This is a genomic window from Acinetobacter sp. UBA2581 (assembly GCF_002339435.1).
Lineage (GTDB): Bacteria > Pseudomonadota > Gammaproteobacteria > Pseudomonadales > Moraxellaceae > Acinetobacter > Acinetobacter variabilis.
The window spans coordinates 44,472-62,146 of the sequence record NZ_DDLD01000105.1; the positions used below are offsets into that span (position 1 = coordinate 44,472).

Annotated in this window: 16 protein-coding genes, 2 tRNA genes and 1 pseudogene; 9 read left to right on the plus strand and 10 right to left on the minus strand. The window is 42.7% G+C overall.

The features are described 5' to 3' along the window. Nucleotides 1-8: 8 nt before the first annotated feature. The gene (locus B3Q46_RS13605; protein WP_286716235.1) at nt 9-887 is read left to right on the plus strand and encodes a LysR substrate-binding domain-containing protein; all 879 of its coding nucleotides are present in this window, start codon (nt 9-11) and stop codon (nt 885-887) included. 52 nt (nt 888-939) lie between these two features. Here the strand turns inward: B3Q46_RS13605 and sthA are convergent, their stop codons facing one another. Then, complete coding sequence (gene sthA, locus B3Q46_RS13610) at nt 940-2,355, minus strand: Si-specific NAD(P)(+) transhydrogenase (RefSeq protein WP_005234884.1); 1,416 nt, start codon at nt 2,353-2,355, stop codon at nt 940-942. A gap of 217 nt (nt 2,356-2,572) precedes the next feature. On the opposite strand from sthA, the gene lipA reads away from it, so the two are divergent. The 3 genes from lipA to B3Q46_RS13625 all read left to right on the plus strand — a co-directional run bounded on the left by lipA (nt 2,573) and on the right by B3Q46_RS13625 (nt 7,001). Beyond that, on the plus strand, nt 2,573-3,586 hold the full coding sequence (lipA, locus tag B3Q46_RS13615; RefSeq protein ID WP_286716236.1) for a lipoyl synthase: 1,014 nt from the start codon (nt 2,573-2,575) through the stop codon (nt 3,584-3,586). Nucleotides 3,587-3,937: 351 nt separating this feature from the next. Beyond that, entirely contained in the window at nt 3,938-6,442 is a 2,505-nt protein-coding gene (locus B3Q46_RS13620) for an acyl-CoA dehydrogenase (protein WP_208462048.1), read from the plus strand. 166 nt (nt 6,443-6,608) lie between these two features. Then, nucleotides 6,609-7,001 carry a carboxymuconolactone decarboxylase family protein gene (locus B3Q46_RS13625; protein ID WP_286716239.1) on the plus strand — a complete coding sequence of 131 codons (393 nt, stop codon included), beginning with the start codon at nt 6,609-6,611 and terminating at the stop codon, nt 6,999-7,001. Nucleotides 7,002-7,144: 143 nt separating this feature from the next. On the opposite strand, the gene B3Q46_RS13630 is transcribed toward B3Q46_RS13625, so the two are convergent. From B3Q46_RS13630 to B3Q46_RS13670, 9 genes and pseudogenes are all read right to left on the minus strand, one after another. Further along, entirely contained in the window at nt 7,145-7,984 is an 840-nt protein-coding gene (locus tag B3Q46_RS13630) for an NAD(P)-dependent oxidoreductase (protein WP_414631448.1), read from the minus strand. A gap of 51 nt (nt 7,985-8,035) precedes the next feature. After that, a complete protein-coding gene (gene rutG / locus B3Q46_RS13635; RefSeq protein WP_286716243.1) occupies nt 8,036-9,397 on the minus strand; it encodes a pyrimidine utilization transport protein G in 1,362 nt (453 codons plus the stop codon). A gap of 33 nt (nt 9,398-9,430) precedes the next feature. Next, nucleotides 9,431-9,913: pseudogene (gene rutF, locus B3Q46_RS13640) on the minus strand (NADH-dependent FMN reductase RutF); the annotation flags it as partial. 178 nt (nt 9,914-10,091) lie between these two features. Beyond that, on the minus strand, nt 10,092-10,472 hold the full coding sequence (gene rutC, locus B3Q46_RS13645) for a pyrimidine utilization protein C (RefSeq protein WP_004646493.1): 381 nt from the start codon (nt 10,470-10,472) through the stop codon (nt 10,092-10,094). A 32-nt stretch (nt 10,473-10,504) separates the two neighbouring features. Beyond that, nucleotides 10,505-11,266: a pyrimidine utilization protein B gene (rutB, locus tag B3Q46_RS13650; protein WP_005234872.1), complete on the minus strand. Its 762-nt coding sequence runs from the start codon at nt 11,264-11,266 to the stop codon at nt 10,505-10,507. Further along, nucleotides 11,263-12,369, minus strand: coding sequence for a pyrimidine utilization protein A (rutA, locus tag B3Q46_RS13655; RefSeq protein WP_005234871.1), 1,107 nt, complete (start codon nt 12,367-12,369; stop codon nt 11,263-11,265). Before rutA ends, rutB begins: the two co-directional genes overlap by 4 nt. Before the next feature lie 336 nt (nt 12,370-12,705). Then, entirely contained in the window at nt 12,706-13,497 is a 792-nt protein-coding gene (gene rutD / locus B3Q46_RS13660; protein ID WP_005234870.1) for a pyrimidine utilization protein D, read from the minus strand. Nucleotides 13,498-13,577: 80 nt separating this feature from the next. Then, complete coding sequence (locus tag B3Q46_RS13665) at nt 13,578-13,835, minus strand: hypothetical protein (protein WP_005234869.1); 258 nt, start codon at nt 13,833-13,835, stop codon at nt 13,578-13,580. Between the two features lie 136 nt (nt 13,836-13,971). Continuing rightward, nucleotides 13,972-15,153, minus strand: coding sequence for a S1C family serine protease (locus B3Q46_RS13670; RefSeq protein WP_004782756.1), 1,182 nt, complete (start codon nt 15,151-15,153; stop codon nt 13,972-13,974). Nucleotides 15,154-15,323: 170 nt separating this feature from the next. Here B3Q46_RS13670 and B3Q46_RS13675 point away from each other — a divergent pair, with 170 nt between their 5' ends. From B3Q46_RS13675 to B3Q46_RS13695, 5 genes are all read left to right on the plus strand, one after another. Further along, nucleotides 15,324-16,082, plus strand: coding sequence for a Nif3-like dinuclear metal center hexameric protein (locus tag B3Q46_RS13675; RefSeq protein ID WP_005234868.1), 759 nt, complete (start codon nt 15,324-15,326; stop codon nt 16,080-16,082). A gap of 152 nt (nt 16,083-16,234) precedes the next feature. Further along, complete coding sequence (locus tag B3Q46_RS13680) at nt 16,235-16,861, plus strand: superoxide dismutase (protein WP_005234867.1); 627 nt, start codon at nt 16,235-16,237, stop codon at nt 16,859-16,861. A gap of 147 nt (nt 16,862-17,008) precedes the next feature. Further along, nucleotides 17,009-17,084 (plus strand) — tRNA-Asn (locus tag B3Q46_RS13685). Between the two features lie 6 nt (nt 17,085-17,090). Then, nucleotides 17,091-17,166: transfer RNA gene (locus B3Q46_RS13690), tRNA-Asn, on the plus strand. Between the two features lie 62 nt (nt 17,167-17,228). Further along, entirely contained in the window at nt 17,229-17,672 is a 444-nt protein-coding gene (locus B3Q46_RS13695; RefSeq protein ID WP_004782760.1) for a DUF2726 domain-containing protein, read from the plus strand. Nucleotides 17,673-17,675 lie beyond the last annotated feature (3 nt).

Here is a 17,675-nt window from a genome sequence, read left to right on the forward strand (position 1 = left end):
GACAATTTATGCCAGGAAGGATTCCTCCTCTTCATCTTATTTATGCTTTTGAAGCTGTAGTTAGGCATTCATCATTTTCCAAAGCAGCTGATGAACTTAATGTTACCCGTAGTACAATTTCACATCGGATTCAGACCTTAGAAAAATTACTTAATACTGTTTTATTTGAGCGAACTACACGCAAGTTAAATTTAAGTGCTACAGGTGCATCCTATTATCAGTCAGTAAAAAAAGCCCTACATTCACTAGATAGTCTTAATAAAATTAACTCGAATAACCCTCATCAAAAAACAGTTACGCTATCGTCTCCTCCTACTTTCGCAAATATTTATTTACTTCCTCGTTTAAAAGACTTTTTAGAACAGTATCCAGATATTGAGATTGCTATAGAAATTGCAAAATCACAGCTTGATTATGAAATTAGCAAAGTTGATTTTGATATTAGATATGGAACTGGAATCTACCCTAGTATGCAAAGTTATCAGATTAGCCGAGATACTATTTTCCCAGTTGCATCGCCTTATTATGTAAAAATAAAGAATATTCGTTCACCTAGGGATCTTAAAAACTGTGACCTTTTAAGGAGCTATTTAGAGCCTTGGTCACCTTGGTTTACGCAAGCACATTTAGAATGGAAAGAACCTATACAAGGACATCGCTTTGAAGATTTATCTTTACTTTATCATGCAGCACAAAATAACTGGGGTATAGCGTTAGCTAGAGAATCACTAGTAAATAAACTCATTAATCAAGGATCACTCGTACAACTATTTGATATTACAGCGCAGCCTCAATTTCAATATTATGCAATTGTAGACCCGAGGAAAAACATATCTGATGAAGCCCAACTGTTTATTCAGTGGTTATGCCAAAATTATGATAAATAAAAAACCCGCAAATTGAGCTTGCGGGTTTTTGATCTAACCTGAATAAATCAAATTAGAATAAACGGTTCATACCATTCAAGGTTGCCACACGATAGGCTTCCGCCATCGTTGGATAGTTGAATGTAGTTTCCACAAAATACTTGATCGTATTGTTCGGGCTGTTCATGACCGCTTGACCAATGTGGATAATCTCCGAAGCATTATTACCGAAACAATGCACACCTAGAACTTCCAGCGTATCGCGGTGGAACAGGATTTTTAATTCACCAACCGTATCACCGGTAATCTGCGCACGCGCCAGATGACGGAAAGAAGCCTGACCCACTTCATACGGGATTTTTTCTTCAGTCAGCTGCTGCTCAGTTTTACCGATCGAAGAAATTTCTGGAATGGTATAAATACCAGTCGGAATATCAGTTACGGGTGCAACGTCTTGCTCACCGCTCATGTTGGCACCTGCGCAACGACCTTGGTCATAGGCAGCAGAAGCCAATGATGGCCAGCCAATCACGTCACCTGCAGCATAGATATTTTCGACTTCAGTCTGATACTGTTCATTTACGGTTAATTGACCGCGGCTGTTTGGTTTCAGGCCAATATTTTCAAGGCCTAAACCGTCAGTATTCCCTGAACGGCCGTTACACCACAGAATAGCGTCTGCCTTAATTTTCTTGCCGCTTTGTGTATGCAGAACGACATAATCATCAGAAGTTTCAAGGAAGTCGATCTGTTCATTATGACGGATCAATACACCCTGTTCGCGTAAGTGATAAGACAGCGCATCGGAGATTTCATCATCCAGATAGCTCAGCAGTTTTGGTTGGGTGTTGATCAGGTCAACCTTATGTCCCAATCCAATAAAGATTGATGCATATTCACAGCCAATCACACCTGCACCATAAATAATGATTTTTTGGATCGAGAAATCCAGATCCAGAATTTTGTCTGAATCAAATACACGTGGATGATTGAAATCAAGAATCTCTGGACGGTATGGACGTGAACCCGTCGCAATCACCAGTTGCTGGAACATAATGGTTTCTTTTATGCCATCTGGTGTAAATACAAAGATCGTATTTTCGTCTTGAATGTAAGCACGACCATGATAGATATCAATCTTGTTACGGTCATAAAAACGTGAGTGAGTATCCACCTGCTGCTGAATCACTTTATGTGCATTGCGCAGTACCTGTTTCATAGTGAATTGTTTCCATTCACCTACTTTTTGAAACATTGGATCACGTTGATAACGGATGATGCTGGATACCGTTTGACGCAATGCCTTACTTGGAATCGTACCTACGTGTGTACAGTTACCACCCAGCTGTTCACGCATATCTACAATTGCAACACGCTTACCAGATTTGGCAAGTTTCATTGCCGCGCCTTCGCCCGCAGGGCCTGAACCTAGAACTACCGCATCGTACTTAACGAAAGTTCCACTAACGACCTCTTTTTTACGTGGCATTCAACGCTCCTTAAAATTAAAAAATTTTGCTTTAATCTACGCTATATTATGACGTAATTGCTACCAATTTGGTGTATTTAACTTACATATATTGTGTGATAAGAACATTTTTTAAATGAATAATCCTTTTCACCCTATTTCACCCGAGTTTCGTTATAATTAAAAAAGTGTTAACTTTGATTTATCTCCCTCCTTCAAAACAGTGGAAAAGTTATATATGTCTGAAAACCGTAAACCTGAACAGGGTATCAAACTTCGCGGCGCAGAAAAGGTCGCCCGTATTCCTGTAAAAGTTGTTCCTACGGTTGAAACGCCACGTAAGCCGGACTGGATCCGCGTGAAAATGGCCGCTCCCGAGGAAGTTCAGCGTATTAAAACTACACTTCGTCAGCAAAAACTGCATACCGTATGTGAAGAAGCTGCCTGTCCGAACCTGCCTGAATGTTTTGGTGGGGGTACAGCAACCTTTATGATTATGGGTGATATTTGCACGCGTCGCTGTCCGTTCTGTGATGTGGCGCATGGTCGTCCAAATGCACTTGATCCAGACGAGCCGCGTCATATGGCAGAAACGATTGCCAACTTGGGTCTGAAGTATGCAGTCATCACTTCAGTAGACCGTGATGACCTATTGGATGGCGGTGCACAGCATTTTGTAGACTGTATTAAAGAAGCTCGTGCTTTGAGTCCAAAGACTTTGCTAGAAATTCTGGTACCTGATTTCCGTGGTCGTATGGACATCGCTTTACGCATCATGACTGAATGTCCACCAGACGTGTTTAACCACAACATTGAAACTGTGCCACGTCTGTATAAAGCCATGCGTCCAGGTTCTGATTATCAGCACTCTTTAAATCTGTTGAAAATGTTTAAAGATTATTGCCCAGAAATTCCAACCAAATGTGGTTTGATGGTCGGTATCGGTGAAACTGAAGAAGAAGTTCTCGCTCTGCTAGACGACCTGAAAGCTCATCACGTGGATTATGTAACGATTGGCCAGTATCTACAGCCATCTAAACAGCATGCGCCAATCGACCGTTTTGTAACGCCAGAAGAATTCGAACGTTATGCAGAACATGGCCGTAAGCTTGGCTTTAAGAATATCTGGTCAGCACCGATGGTACGTTCAAGTTACTTTGCGGATCGTCAATACTATGGTGAACCGGTTCCAGAAGTACGCCGTAAAGTTGATCCAGCAAAAAAAATCGCTGTACAGGCAATCGAAGCTTAAAATGACTTAGATCAAAGCCCTCTCAAGTAGAGGGCTTTTTTATGCCTAGCTAAATTTATATTTGTTCACTTTTTAATTATTTTATCTACCCTCTCTTGGAGATTAAGTTATTACTTATCTTCACATTTCTTTGCGTGTTCTCACTTGAAGACTGCGCATTTTTCAAACAATCTCAAAAACAGATAAAACACTTCAATATATCGTTGAAATATTTAATAACGATTGTTCTCACAAGAACAATTGTGAATTTGCCAATTGCTTAAGCGATGTAAAAAAATTGATCAAGTCTTATGAAGACACCTTAGGGAGATCGGCAGCATCACACTTGTATGACCCTGGAGAAATATAACAATGCTATTTATTTTCGCCGTACTTCTTCTCATTGCCAGTTTATGGGCGATTTTCTTTTTTCAACTCTCCCGTACCACTGGTACAATTACCCTGATTGTCATGTCAGTGGTTTGTGCCTTTATCAGTCCTTGGTCACTGATTCTGGGCATTCCTTTGATCCTGATCAGTCTGGTCGTCATGATCGAACCTTTGCGCATGTCTTTCATTTCCAGGCCAGCCTATAAAGCTTTAGCGGATGCCATGCCGAGCATTAGCCCGACAGAACGTGAGGCTCTTGATTCCGGCACCAGCTGGTGGGAAAAAGAACTCTTTATGGGTGCGCCGAACTGGGAAACCTTTAATAGCTATCCTTATCCAAAACTTTCCGTTGAGGAACAGGCATTCTTGGATAACGAAGTCGAAACGCTCTGTAGCATGCTGGATGAATGGGAAATTCATGAGAAGAAAATGCTGCCTGAACATATCTGGCAATATATTAAAGATAACGGTTTCTTGGGACTAATTATTCCCAAAGAATACGGCGGTCGTGCCTTTAGTTCCTTTGCTCAAAGCCGAGTGATGAGCAAAATTTCTTCACGCTCTCTCACTGCTGCTGTGAGCTGTATGGTGCCTAACTCTCTCGGGCCGGGTGAGTTGTTACTACATTATGGTACTGATGAGCAAAAAGATCGTTATTTACCCGGTCTGGCCAAAGGTGAAGAAATCCCATGTTTTGGTCTGACCAGTCCTGAAGCCGGTTCAGATGCCGGTGCAATTCCAGATACCGGTGTGGTCTGTTATGGGCAGTTTGAAGGTCAGGAAGTTCTCGGTTTGAGAATGAATTTTTCTAAACGCTGGATTACCTTAGCACCGATTGCCACTGTCGTCGGTCTGGCTTTTAAAATGTATGACCCTGATCATCTACTTGGTGATAAAACAGATTATGGGATTACTTGTGCCTTGCTACCGGCCAATCATGAAGGGGTAAAAGTCGGTCCACGACATAATCCTGGCTCCCCTTTTATGAATGGTACTGTTGAAGGTAAGGATGTATTTATTCCTTTAGACTGGATCATTGGTGGCGTGAAAAATGCCGGTAAAGGCTGGCGTATGCTGATGGAATGTCTGGCGGTTGGCCGTGGTATTTCCCTACCGGCTTTGTCTACCTCCAGTGCCGAAATGACTTACCTGAATGTCAGTGCATTCTCGCGAATCCGTCAACAATTCAAGATTTCGGTGGGTAAATTTGAAGGCGTACAGGAAGCCAATAGCGAAATTGCCAGTGATGCTTATATGCTGGAAGCTTTCCGTTATTTAGTGACTTGTGGTCTGAACCAAGGTGGTAAACCGGCAGTTATGACCGCGATTGCCAAATACTATGCCACTGAGACCATGCGTAAAATCGTCAATCATGGTATGGATGTCGTGGGTGGTCGCGCCATTCAGATGGGGCCTCGTAACTTCCTGGCTCTCAACTATCAAGCCATTCCAGTATCGATTACAGTGGAAGGTGCCAATATTCTCAGCCGTTCATTGATGATCTTTGGTCAAGGTTCGATGCGTTGCCATCCTTATCTGTATGAAGAATTACAGCTTCTGCAAGCTGAAGATCCAAAAGCCGCTCTGAATCCATTCGATACTATGTTGTTTAAGCATCTGGGTTATACCTTTAACCGGACTGCCCGCTCTTTTGCCTATGCTTTTAGCGGGGGTTCAAGTGCTGCGCCACAAAGTGCGGTTGATTTTACCCGTCCCTATTACAAGATTATCAACCGGCTCAGTGCCAACTTTGCCCTGACTGCAGATATGTGTTTAGGTTTATTAGCAGGTGATATTAAACGCAAGGAAATGCTTTCTGGCCGTCTGGCTGATATTCATGCCCATTTGTTTATTGCGACGGCAATTCTGAAATTTTTTGAACATAGTAAAAAAACTGAAGCTGAACGTCTGCATGCACAATTGGCAATTGAGAAATCTTTATATACCGCTCAGGAAGCGTTTTATGACCTGTTTGCGAACTTCCCGGTGGGTGTTGCTGCTGGCATGGTCAAACTCATCTGTTTCCCATTTGGCCGACCTGTCGCGAAACCATCTGACCGACTTAAACAGGAAGTCGCAAATGTCATGATGGAAGATAACACTTTCCGGCAGGTACTGAAAAAGCATGTTTTCTATAGCACGGCGGAAGATGATGTGAATGGTCGTATGGAATCAACCTTCACCATGTTATTGGAGATTGAGCAGCTTTGGGATCGCTTTAAGAAAGCCGAAAACAAAGGTCAATTTAAGGGACTCAGTTTTGCTGATCATGTGGCTGATGCGCATGGACAAGGCTTTATTAATGAAGAAGAAGCCAATAAGTTACTGCACTATAATGCGCGTCGCTATGACAGCATGTTGACTGATGTCTTCGATTTGCATTTACAGGAAGTATTGGAGCTGGAAAATCCTCATATTTCGAAAGCAGATGCAACAGGTACTGATACTTCAGTTCAAAGTGCACCTTCACATTCAACCAGTCCTTAGATAGAACTTTTATCTAAATCAGATCTTGATTACAAAGTGAAGTTATTTCTTGACTTCACTTTGGATATCTCAAGTGGCTATTCAGCCACTTTTTTACGACTATTGCACGATGGTATTTAAGAGATAAAACGTTAAGCTACACCCATAATAAAATTGAGGGTCAATGATGTCACAACAAGATTATGAAAATGGCTTGAAAGTCCGTACTGAAGTGATGGGTGCAAGTTTTGTAAAACGTGCCCAGGACAATACGGTTCCTTTTACTCAGCCTTTGCAGGACTGGATTAATGAACATGCCTGGGGTTCAACCTGGCAACGTGAAGGGGTTTTACCACGTAAATATCGTTCTTTAATTACTATTGCTTTTCTTACCGCGCAAAAAAGCCCAACTGAATTGAAAGGCCATGTTCGTGGCGCTTTGAATAATGGTGCAACAGTTGAAGAAATTCAGGAAGTACTACTGCATAGCCTGCCTTACTGCGGTGCTCCAGCTACTCAGGAAGCCTTCCGTGCAGCGCTTGAAGTGATTCAGGAATATCAGGCGAATCAAGAGAATTAAGATTTACTTAGGCTATTTAGTTGCCTAATGAATAAATAAAGCCGGGAATTTTATTTCCCGGCTTTTAACTTTTGAATTGATCAATCTATAGCGCTTCAAACAATAGGTTCTTAAATTCTTTAATTAACATTGAATTAAAAAGCTTATCCTCTTAATTCAATTTGAGTCCGCTGTTCCAGTCCTTGCACCGCAGCGGAGAAATCCAGCTGACTGGCCTGTGGTTTGGAAATCTGCTGAAATTCCTGCTGAACCAAAGACATTACTGATAAATCCAGTTGCTGTTGCTGTACCAACTCCAAGGCAATGCCAATATCTTTCTGTAATAGATCCAGTGCAAAGGTCTTATTAAATTCACGGCTTAGTACACGCTGTGCCATGATATTTTCCGACATGCTGCTTTTACCACTGGAATGATTAATACAGTTTAGTGCACTGCTTAAATCAACACCCTGCCCTTTCAGCACAGTCAGCCCTTCAGCCAATGCCCATAAGTGAGTCGCCATTAAGGTATTATTCACAGCTTTTACCGCAAAGCCAGAACCGCTTTCTCCCACATATTCAATCAGGCCAGCAAAGGCATCAATGATCGGTTTGGCTCGTTCAAAGGCTTGTTCATTGCCACCCACCATCACAGTTAAAGTGCCTTTTTCTGCGCCAACGGTTTGACCAGAAACCGGTGCATCCAGATAAAAACTGCCTTGTTGCTCCAATAGCTTCGCCAGTTTCTGGGCAGATTCCGGTACACCGCTAGTACAGTCAATCCAGATTGCACCTTGTTTGGGTGGATGGGCTGCAATCAATGCTTCCACATCCTGACTGGTCGGCAAACAGGAAAAGATAAAATCTGCCTGAACCGCCTGCTTAATACTCACTGCTTGAGTTGCAAAAATTTCAGCATGCGTTACAGCTTTCTGTTCAGTTCGATTCCAGACCCAAACCTGATGCCCGAGTTTTGGCAAATGGGAGGCCATATGCCAGCCCATTGCCCCGAGTCCTAAAAATGCAATTGAATGACTCAAAAAATGCTCCTCATATTAAGCGACTGGCTTAGCCTCAACCTCAGTTACGGTTTCAGCTGGTTCAGATGCTGGCAATTCTTTATCTTCACCACGGTTCAGGAACAGATTGAGTAAGATCGCAGCTAAAGTTGCAGTACCAATACCGCCCAGATCAAAACCGCCGATCTGCAAGCTATAGTTCCCTGTGCCCATGATCAGACAGATTGCACCAATAATCAGCGTACTGTTCTTGGTAAAATCAACACGGTTATCCACCCAGATTTTCGCACCAGCCACAGTAATCAGACCAAATACGACAATCGATGCACCACCCAACAAGGCCACTGGAATGGTACTGATCACTGCACCGAATTTAGGTGAAAGCCCAAGTAAGATGGCGAAGATACCAGCAAAGACAAATACAGTGGTTGCATAAACTTTGGTGACTGCCATGACACCGATATTTTCGGCATAAGTGGTCATCCCCGTACCACCCACAGAAGCTGATAATGAAGTACACACCCCATCAGCAAAGAAACCACGACCCATATATGGAGACAGGTTTTTACCGGTCATCGCAGAGACTGCCTTAAAGTGCCCCAGATTTTCTGCAACCAAGATAATTGCTACTGGTGCAATCATCAGCATGGCATTCATTTCAAAGACCGGACTTTGGAAATTTGGCAAACCAAACCATGCTGCTTCACTGACCTTAGTAAAATCAATCGCAGGTCCGAAGCCCATCACATTGGTGAAAAGGAAATAAATCAGGTAGGAAGATAATAAGCCCAATAACAATAACAGACGGCGTACCATTCCTCGTGTAAATACAGCAATCACACTGATACAGATAATAGTGATTAGTGCCATCCAGGAATCAAACTGGTTCGCTGAAACGCTTTTGATTGCCACTGGAGCCAGGTTCAAACCGATAATCATTACGATCACGCCTGTCACTACAGGTGGCATCAGTTTTTCAATCCAGTTGGTACCGGTTTTCATCACCAGCAGCCCAATCAAGGCATAAACAATACCGCAAGCAATCGTACCGCCAAGCGCCAGTCCGATATTAGGATTCGCTCCAACTCCGGAATACCCCGTCACTGCGACGACCGCACCAATAAAGGCAAAGCTAGATCCCAGATAACTAGGCAATCGACCGCCCGTGATCAGGAAAAATAAAATGGTACCAATCCCGGTAATAAAAATTGTGAGATTGGGATCAAACCCCATTAATAAGGGTGCCAGTACAGTTGCCCCAAACATGGCAAACACATGCTGTAACCCGAGAATAATACTTTTTCCAGCAGGCAGATATTCATCTGTTTGCACGGGTGTGGTATCGAGATTGCCTTGGTAAGGCTTAAATTTTGGAAACCACGTTTCTTTTTCTTGCATCGGCTTCCCCTCCTTGATTAGGATTGAATTGAATTAGCACATTTTGTGTGGCTCACAGTAAGAACGATTGAAGTACATCAGCGCATTGCCTTGACTCTGGCACATGGCTTTCACCTCACAGAACAGCACGTCATGACTGCCTACGGATAAACATTGGACCACCTCGCAGTCAAAACTGACTAAGGCATCCTCAAGTACAGGTGACTGGGTCACCAAGGTTTTCCAGTTCCCCTGACTGAAACGCTCTGCCATTGGTGTTTTTCCACCAAACAGATTGGATAGATGTTGTTGATGTGATGCCAAGGTATTCACACACAACACCTGATTCTTTTTAAAGGTTTCATAAACTGAAGCAGAACGGTTCAGACACACCAGCAACGTTGGTGGTGTATCCGTCACGCTGCATACGGCCGAAGCGGTAAATCCAGCCATTCCTGCATCGCCTTGCGTGGTAATGACATTCACCGCAGCCCCCAGATTGGACATGCCCTGACGGAAAATCTGCTGATCGACTTGCGTAATGATGTCGCCAGATGCGTTAGTCGCCAAAACCTTATTTAATGCGTTATTTTCTGCAACTATCTCTGTGATGATTTTAGATAATTTGGCATTCATGCTGTTCTCCCGACCCCAAGTCAATATTCAGTTTTAGACTTGGGGCATCTAGTAATGAGATTGAATCAGGTGGATCGGCTTATACATGGGCAATCGAAGCAATTTCGACTAGCGCATCAGGTTTGACCAAACCTGTCTGTACGCAATACCGTGCCGGCTTATCTCCCGGGAAATACTCTGCATACACTGCATTAATCGCAGCATAATCTGCCCAGTCTTTGACAAAGACATGGTTAAACGTTACGTCATCCATGCTGCCACCGGCTTCTTCAATCACACGCTTGATGGTTTCCAGAATATGACGGGTCTGTGCTGCGGCATCACCGACATGCACTACATTATTATTTTCATCAAAGGCCAATGTACCGGACACATACACAATATTGTCTGCCTTGGTTGCCGGTACATACGGTGCTAATGGTTTCGATGTTCCTGCTGGAATAATGATTTCTTTAGGCATACTTTTTTTCCTTAATCCTGATCTTTAATTCTTTATGCGCTTACAGCTAATTTAGTTTCTTTTAGTGACTCACTTTCTTTTTGAAAGGTCTCGATAAAATTTGCGGTATCTGACACCCAGCCAAAGAAGGTCTTGATGTTATACAGACTGGCTTCATGCGCTTCGACAGGACCTGCCTGATGGCAGGCATCGGCAAGTGCGACACCAAAATACTCTAGGAAAAAACCATCACGTAGCGTCGATTCCACACATACGTTGGTGGCAATCCCGACAAAGACCAGATTGTGAATACCACGCACACGCAACATGCTATCCAGCGCGGTATTAAAGAAACCGCTATAACGTGGCTTTTCAATGACCAGGTCCTGTGGCAATGGCTTTAACTCATCAATCAGTTCAAAATCCCAACCGCCTTTTGCTAATAATTTCCCTTGTAATTCAGGACGTTTACGCATGGTCTTTAGGGCATTTGATTTATGAAAATTTGGAGAATCGGTTCCACCCGCTTCCTTATATTCTTCATCCCAGCCATTTTTGAAATAAATCACCTGAATACCGGCTGCATGCGCTGCATCAACTGCCTTTTTAATATTTTCAACCACTGGCTTGGTTTTCGAGACATCAAAGCCCGCCAGATCCAGATAGCCACCCTGCGAGGTATAGGCATTTTGCATATCAATCACAATCAAGGCTGTCTGTTCTGGTGCAAGGCAAATTGCTTCGGGTTCAGCTTTAAGCGTTTTTCCTGTGCCGAGTTTTTCAGTAAAACCGGCTGTTACGACTGATTCACTCATGCGCTTTTCTCCAGAACCGGTGCTGCACTTTCAATGACAATATGCTCACGACATTTCATCAGTGGCTGGATTTTTTGACCAAAATCTTCAACCCCTTGAATAAAATCATCAAAAGTCAGTAGCACACCTTCGGTACCCTTGATCTCGCCAATTTCATCCAACATTCGTGCCACATTTTCATAAGAACCTACCAGCGTACCCATATTGATATTGACTGGAGATACGCTAGAAGCCATTTGACGGATATTGGTATCTGTACCCGAGGTAGTGTCTTTACCGCCCTGATTCATTAGCCAGTTAATCGCTTCCATATCGGCGCCATCGTTATAGTGCTGCCATTTTGCTTGCGCTTCTTCATCGGTCTCAGCTGCAATCACCATAAACAGCACATAAGTCTGTACATCACGGCCAGTCACATCTGTTTTTTCTTTTAGACGGTCATTAATTTCTGCATAAGCTGTTGGAGTATTCAGGCCTTTACCAAATACGAAGTTGTAGTCGGCATATTGTGCAGAAAATTCCAAACCTGCATCAGACTGACCTGCGCAGATAATTTTCATATCCGCTTGTGGACGTGGGCTGACACGGCAATCTTCCATCTGGAAATGTTCGCCCTTAAAGTCTGATTTACCAGTCGCCCAAAGTTCACGCAGAATTTGTACATATTCAGACAGATATTCATAGCGTTTACCAAAATAGTCATTACCTGGCCACATACCCATTTGGGTATATTCAGGTGGTTGCCAGCCGGTCACAACATTCAGACCAAAACGGCCATTTGAAATCGAATCAATAGTTGATGCCATGCGCGCGACAATTGCAGGTGGCATTACCAGAGTTGCGGCAGTTGCGAAAATTTTAATTTTACTGGTCACAGCAGCAAGACCTGCCATCAGGGTGAACGTTTCCAGGTTATGTTCCCAGAATTCAGTCTTGCCACCAAAGCCACGCAGCTTGATCATAGAAAGTGCGAAATCGAAACCATAGTGCTCGGCGCGTTGTACGATTTGTTTGTTTAACTCAAAAGTCGGCATGTACTGCGGTGCATTTTCAGAGAGTAACCAGCCATTATTTCCGATTGGACAGAAGACACCTATTTTCATTTTCATACCTCATCATTTTTAACACTTATTCAAAATTCTAATTCCACTTCGGGAATTTTATTTACAAGATAAACATTGCAAAGCGTGTGCCAACTACATTTAATTTATAAATATCATACACTTAATATTTTATTTTTTGAATTTTTAGTAAAATATCTATTTTTACCTATGAGTCAATTTTGAACATACTGTTTCATTCAAGTGCACTCGTAGCAATTTGTGCATTTGCAGTTCATGCATCAATTCGAAGTAAAAACCATGCTGATGCTACAAAAATGATTGATTAGAAAAAATAAAAAACCAGACAGGAGGTCTGGCTTTTAAAAAATCTTCAAACTAAGTGGAAATCAGGAAGGAAAAGATCAGCTGATTGACCTGATCCGTTTCGGTCACGGTAGATGCATGTGCACCTGTATCAAGCAAACTGAGGTAACTATGCGGCAGGCATTGTTGTAATTGCTGTGACCGTTGATAAGGCACCAGAAAATCATCCTGATTGGCAATCAGATGGATTGGAACATCTTTTAATACTTGCTGATGCTCTTCGTTTAGTTTAAAAGCCTGCACGGCTTGTAGGCGGGCCAGAACATTTTGGATCGGTGGAAAGTCTAAGAGCTGCCTATTTTCTGCTTCAGTTAACTGATCAATATGTGTCGAGATCCAGTGCGGCGGATAAAGAAATAAAGCCTGTGCCCGCACATAAGCCTCTGGTCCGCTATTCACTAATAAGGAAGTTCGTGCCTCGAAACATTTCTGAGTATGAGCATCCAGCTCTCCCCAGGCATTTAACATGGTCAGACTGAGCAGCTTAAACTTTTTTTCAGCCTGATAGGTCGCTAGTTGCATGCCGATATGTCCGCCCAACGCATGCCCGATAAAATGAAACTCTCGAATGCCATCATTGATCAATAAATCCAGAATCTGGCCGGCCATATGATCAATCGAATAAGACGTGGGTAATAGCTCAGAATCTGAATGACAGCCTTCCTGATCATAAGTGACTACATGAAAATGCTGCTGTAAAACTCTAATTTGAGGATTCCAGAAACTGGCATGCCCGCCCAGTCCGGATGAAAGCACCACATAAGGTGCATCTGTCTGTGCTGCAAGATGAATAGATAAAGACATATCACTCTCATATTTTAACTATGAGGTAAATGCAGCAAAATATATGCCTGAACAGGATTTTTTTTGAACAATTGATAAAATTATAGCCAGTAGACATTAAAGCTATAATAAAATTCCTGCACCTCAAAGCGTACGTTATAACCAAGCTCAGTCAATTCCGCCGAAAGACCACGAATTTCTTCCAAGGGCAAATGTTTGGGAAATACCGTTAGCACAGCGGTATTGCCCAGTCGGGCATTATCTTCAATCAGTTGAGCCAAGCGAGGCTTGTACATTTCAATATTTAAATTGGCCACGTCCGATAAAATTTTGGCCTGATCTGCAGTCATAAAACTCATTGTTCTTCACTCTTTTTGATTTTTATTCAATGAAGTTAAATGATTTAATTCACATAAAATATTTTTGTTTTGTATCTAAAGTAAATCAATCGTGCATAAAAAAATCCCTCACATGGAGGGATTTTCTTAGAAAAAATTACTGACCTGGTAAAGGAATATATTGTGAAGAACTGCTTTGCGTTTTACGTTCACTAATCACCACATCCAGTGTCATGGTTTTTCCAGCGCGCTCTACTTCAATCTGAACGGTACTGTTTGGTGCCTGTAAAGCGACAAAATTAATCAGATGTGAGGCAGAAGTAATCACTTCATTATTTACTTTGATAATTTTATCACCACGCTGGATGCCAGCTTTTGCTGCTGGTCCATTTTCCAGCACTTCAGCGACCACTACACCTGATTCTTTAGGTTGCAGTACATCATTACGTTCAGTCGGCAACAGACTGATACCCAGCCAGCCACGAACGACACGGCCATCTTTCAGGATTGCATTCATCACCTGTTGACAGATTTTAGCGGGAATCGCAAAACCAATCCCCAGTGAGCCACCTGTTTGCGAGAAGATTGCTGTATTCACCCCGATCAGGTTACCGGCAACATCAATCAATGCACCACCCGAGTTGCCCGGGTTAATTGCAGCATCTGTCTGAATAAAGTCTTCATAAGTATTGATGCCCAGATCAGAACGGCCTGTCGCAGAAATAATCCCCTGAGTCACGGTTTGACCGACACCAAACGGGTTACCAATTGCCAGAACAACATCACCGACTTCATTGCCACTCAGCTTGAATGGCAAAACTGGTAATTGTTCAAGTTCGATCTTGATTACAGCCAAATCCGTATCCGGGTCTGTACCTACAACTTTAGCTTCAGCACGGCGTCCATCATGCAAGGCCACTACAATCTGGTCTGCTTGTGCAATCACGTGATTATTGGTCAGGATATAACCATCAGGACGAACTATCACGCCTGAACCTAAACTGTTTTCATTTGGACTTTGACCAAACTGGTCTGGTAACTGATCACCGAAAAATTCACGGAAGACTGGATCTGTCAGTAAAGGATGCGCCTGCTGTTTTACTTTTTGTGTGGTAAAGATATTTACCACCGCAGGTGCTGCGACTTTCACAGCGGCACTATAGGAGACAACGCCTCCAGAACGCGAAGTATCGATCAACGGTTCTACTTTTTCAGCAGGCATTTTTACGCCATCCGGCGCAATCGGTGATTTAGGTTTCTGCAGCTGCTGCCACCCCAAAAAACCGATAATGACTAAAATCAGTAACACCCAAGGTAACCATGTAAAGGTACGGCGCACTTTGCTATCCTCTAAAATATTTTAATTCGTTGATGACTAAGTAATTTGTATCCTATTGTAATGCCAAATACATAACTAAACACAAAAAAATCCACAGAGATTTGTGCTGCTTTAGTTACAATTGGACATATAAATAAGAATTGGCAAGTTCATCAACTGACAGGAATTTTATGGCGAATTTAAACGATATTATCCGCTGGTGCGATCAGACTTTGGCATCTTCCGAATTTAAGGACTATGCACCAAATGGCTTACAAATCGAAGGCCGCGCTGAAGTCAATAAAATTTTATGTGCGGTTACTGCCTCACAAACTGCGATTGAAGCTGCGATCAAACAAGGTGCCGATTTATTACTGGTTCACCATGGTTATTTCTGGAAAGGTGAAGCCTACCCGATTACCGGGATGCGTGGTAAACGAATTAAAAGCCTGATCCAAAATGATATTTCGCTTGTTGGTTATCACCTGCCTTTAGATAGCCATCCAACTCTGGGAAATAATATTGCGATTGCAGACCTGCTGGAGCTGGAAAACCTGGAACAGCTTGATCCGAGTGAGCGCCGTCCAATTGGGAATATTGGTTATTTAAAACAGGCCATGACGCCAGAAGGATTCAAGGCCTATGTATCAGAAAGACTGGGCTATGATGCGTTGCATTTACCTGCCGAAAAAAGCCTGATTCAAAAAGTCGGTTTCTGTACTGGTGGTGCACAGGATTATATTCATAAAGCGGCGGCACAAGACTGTGAGGCTTATATTTCTGGCGAAGTCAGTGAACGTACTTTTTATGATGCTCAGGAACTGGATGTGCATTATTATGCCTGCGGCCACCACGCTACTGAAAAATATGGTGTACAACGTCTGGCTAAAGCTATTTCAGAACAATTTAATATTGAGTATAGTTATTTCGAATTAAACAATCCGATTTAATTTCGATTGGCAAGTAGATGAGTGGCTTTATCTTTAAATTTTCAGGCTTTATTCTGTATTGTTATTTATACACAGTCCCATTTTTGCCTAAGAATCTATTACAATAACGCCACTTATTGTCAAAACCCAGCAAAATGCAAGGAATTGAAAACATGACAACCATTACTTTACCACCATTACCATACGACTACGACGCTCTTGCTCCACACATCAGCAAAGAAACTTTAGAATACCACCACGACAAACACCACAATACTTATGTGGTTAACCTGAACAACCTGATCGCTGGTACTGAGCTTGAAGGCAAAACTCTAGAAGAAATCATCGAAGCAACTGCTGGTGATTCATCTAAAGCAGGTGTATTTAACAACGCTGCGCAAGTATGGAACCACACATTCTACTGGAACTGCTTGACTAAAAACGGTGGCGGTAAAGCAACTGGCGCTTTGGCTGCAAAAATTGACGAAGCTTTCGGTTCTTACGAAAAATTCGCTGAAGAGTTCGCAACTGCTGCCGCAACTCAGTTCGGTTCAGGTTGGGCTTGGTTGGTTGCTGACGAAGTAAACGGTAACCTGTCTATCCTTAAAACTTCAAATGCTGACACTCCAATGGCACACGGTAAAATTGCTGTGTTGACAATCGATGTTTGGGAACACGCTTACTACATCGACTACCGTAACGCTCGTCCTAAATACATCTCTACTTTCCTAGAAAGCCTGGTGAACTGGGATTACGCAAACGCGAAATATGCTGGTCAACCTGCTGGTGTTGAGAAATAATTTTTTATTTCCAGCTTAAAAAATCACCCTTCATGGGTGATTTTTTTATTTTTAGGTCTAATATGCATATTAAAAAAGCAAATGATTCATTTCTTTACAGGAATTGATTGACGGTCTTTGTTTTCCTGCCTAAAATGCGCATCAGATTCTCCAATAGCTCAGTCGGTAGAGCGACGGACTGTTAATCCGCAGGTCCCTGGTTCGAGCCCAGGTTGGAGAGCCAATCTATTCTCCCATAGCTCAGTCGGTAGAGCGACGGACTGTTAATCCGCAGGTCCCTGGTTCGAGCCCAGGTGGGAGAGCCAAGATTCTGAAAAACCCACTCATTGCGAAGTGGGTTTTTTTATTCTTTTCTCTTTTATGATCCGTGTTTGATTTGAGTCAGTTTATATTCTTTGTGATTGGCTGTCTGGCAAGCTTTGCCTTAATTTGCCTGCTCTTCCCTCATCTGTTTACCCGCCAGAAGAAATTCTATCCCAAGCGTGTCATTACAGCTTTCGAAAGCAAGATGTTTACTCGCCTGAAAGATGCTTTTCCGCATCATCACATTCTGGCACAGGTCGCATTTAGTGCTTTGATTACGCATGACAATATGAAAATGCGCAGCAAGTTTAACCGCAAGGTGACCGATTTTGTGGTGATGGACCGGGAATATAATGTGGTGGCGATTATAGAACTGGATGACCCCACCCATATTGGCAAGGAACAGGAAGATGCGGAACGCGATGCAATGCTGATTGCTGCCGGCTATACAGTCGTCCGCTACACTGAAATTCCAACGATCCGGCAGCTACAAAGAGATTTAAGATAAATA

Coding starts and splice junctions, on each gene's coding strand:
- B3Q46_RS13620 (WP_208462048.1), top strand. CDS start 3,938: ATGCTATTTATTTTCGCCGTACTTCTTCTCATTGCCAGTTTATGGGCG.
- B3Q46_RS13675 (WP_005234868.1), top strand. CDS start 15,324: ATGGCGAATTTAAACGATATTATCCGCTGGTGCGATCAGACTTTGGCA.
- rutD (WP_005234870.1), bottom strand. CDS start 13,497: ATGTCTTTATCTATTCATCTTGCAGCACAGACAGATGCACCTTATGTG.
- rutG (WP_286716243.1), bottom strand. CDS start 9,397: ATGCAAGAAAAAGAAACGTGGTTTCCAAAATTTAAGCCTTACCAAGGC.
- rutA (WP_005234871.1), bottom strand. CDS start 12,369: ATGAAAATAGGTGTCTTCTGTCCAATCGGAAATAATGGCTGGTTACTC.
- lipA (WP_286716236.1), top strand. CDS start 2,573: ATGTCTGAAAACCGTAAACCTGAACAGGGTATCAAACTTCGCGGCGCA.
- sthA (WP_005234884.1), bottom strand. CDS start 2,355: ATGCCACGTAAAAAAGAGGTCGTTAGTGGAACTTTCGTTAAGTACGAT.
- B3Q46_RS13680 (WP_005234867.1), top strand. CDS start 16,235: ATGACAACCATTACTTTACCACCATTACCATACGACTACGACGCTCTT.
- B3Q46_RS13665 (WP_005234869.1), bottom strand. CDS start 13,835: ATGAGTTTTATGACTGCAGATCAGGCCAAAATTTTATCGGACGTGGCC.
- rutC (WP_004646493.1), bottom strand. CDS start 10,472: ATGCCTAAAGAAATCATTATTCCAGCAGGAACATCGAAACCATTAGCA.
- B3Q46_RS13625 (WP_286716239.1), top strand. CDS start 6,609: ATGTCACAACAAGATTATGAAAATGGCTTGAAAGTCCGTACTGAAGTG.
- B3Q46_RS13630 (WP_414631448.1), bottom strand. CDS start 7,984: ATGGGCTGGCATATGGCCTCCCATTTGCCAAAACTCGGGCATCAGGTT.
- rutB (WP_005234872.1), bottom strand. CDS start 11,266: ATGAGTGAATCAGTCGTAACAGCCGGTTTTACTGAAAAACTCGGCACA.
- B3Q46_RS13605 (WP_286716235.1), top strand. CDS start 9: ATGCCAGGAAGGATTCCTCCTCTTCATCTTATTTATGCTTTTGAAGCT.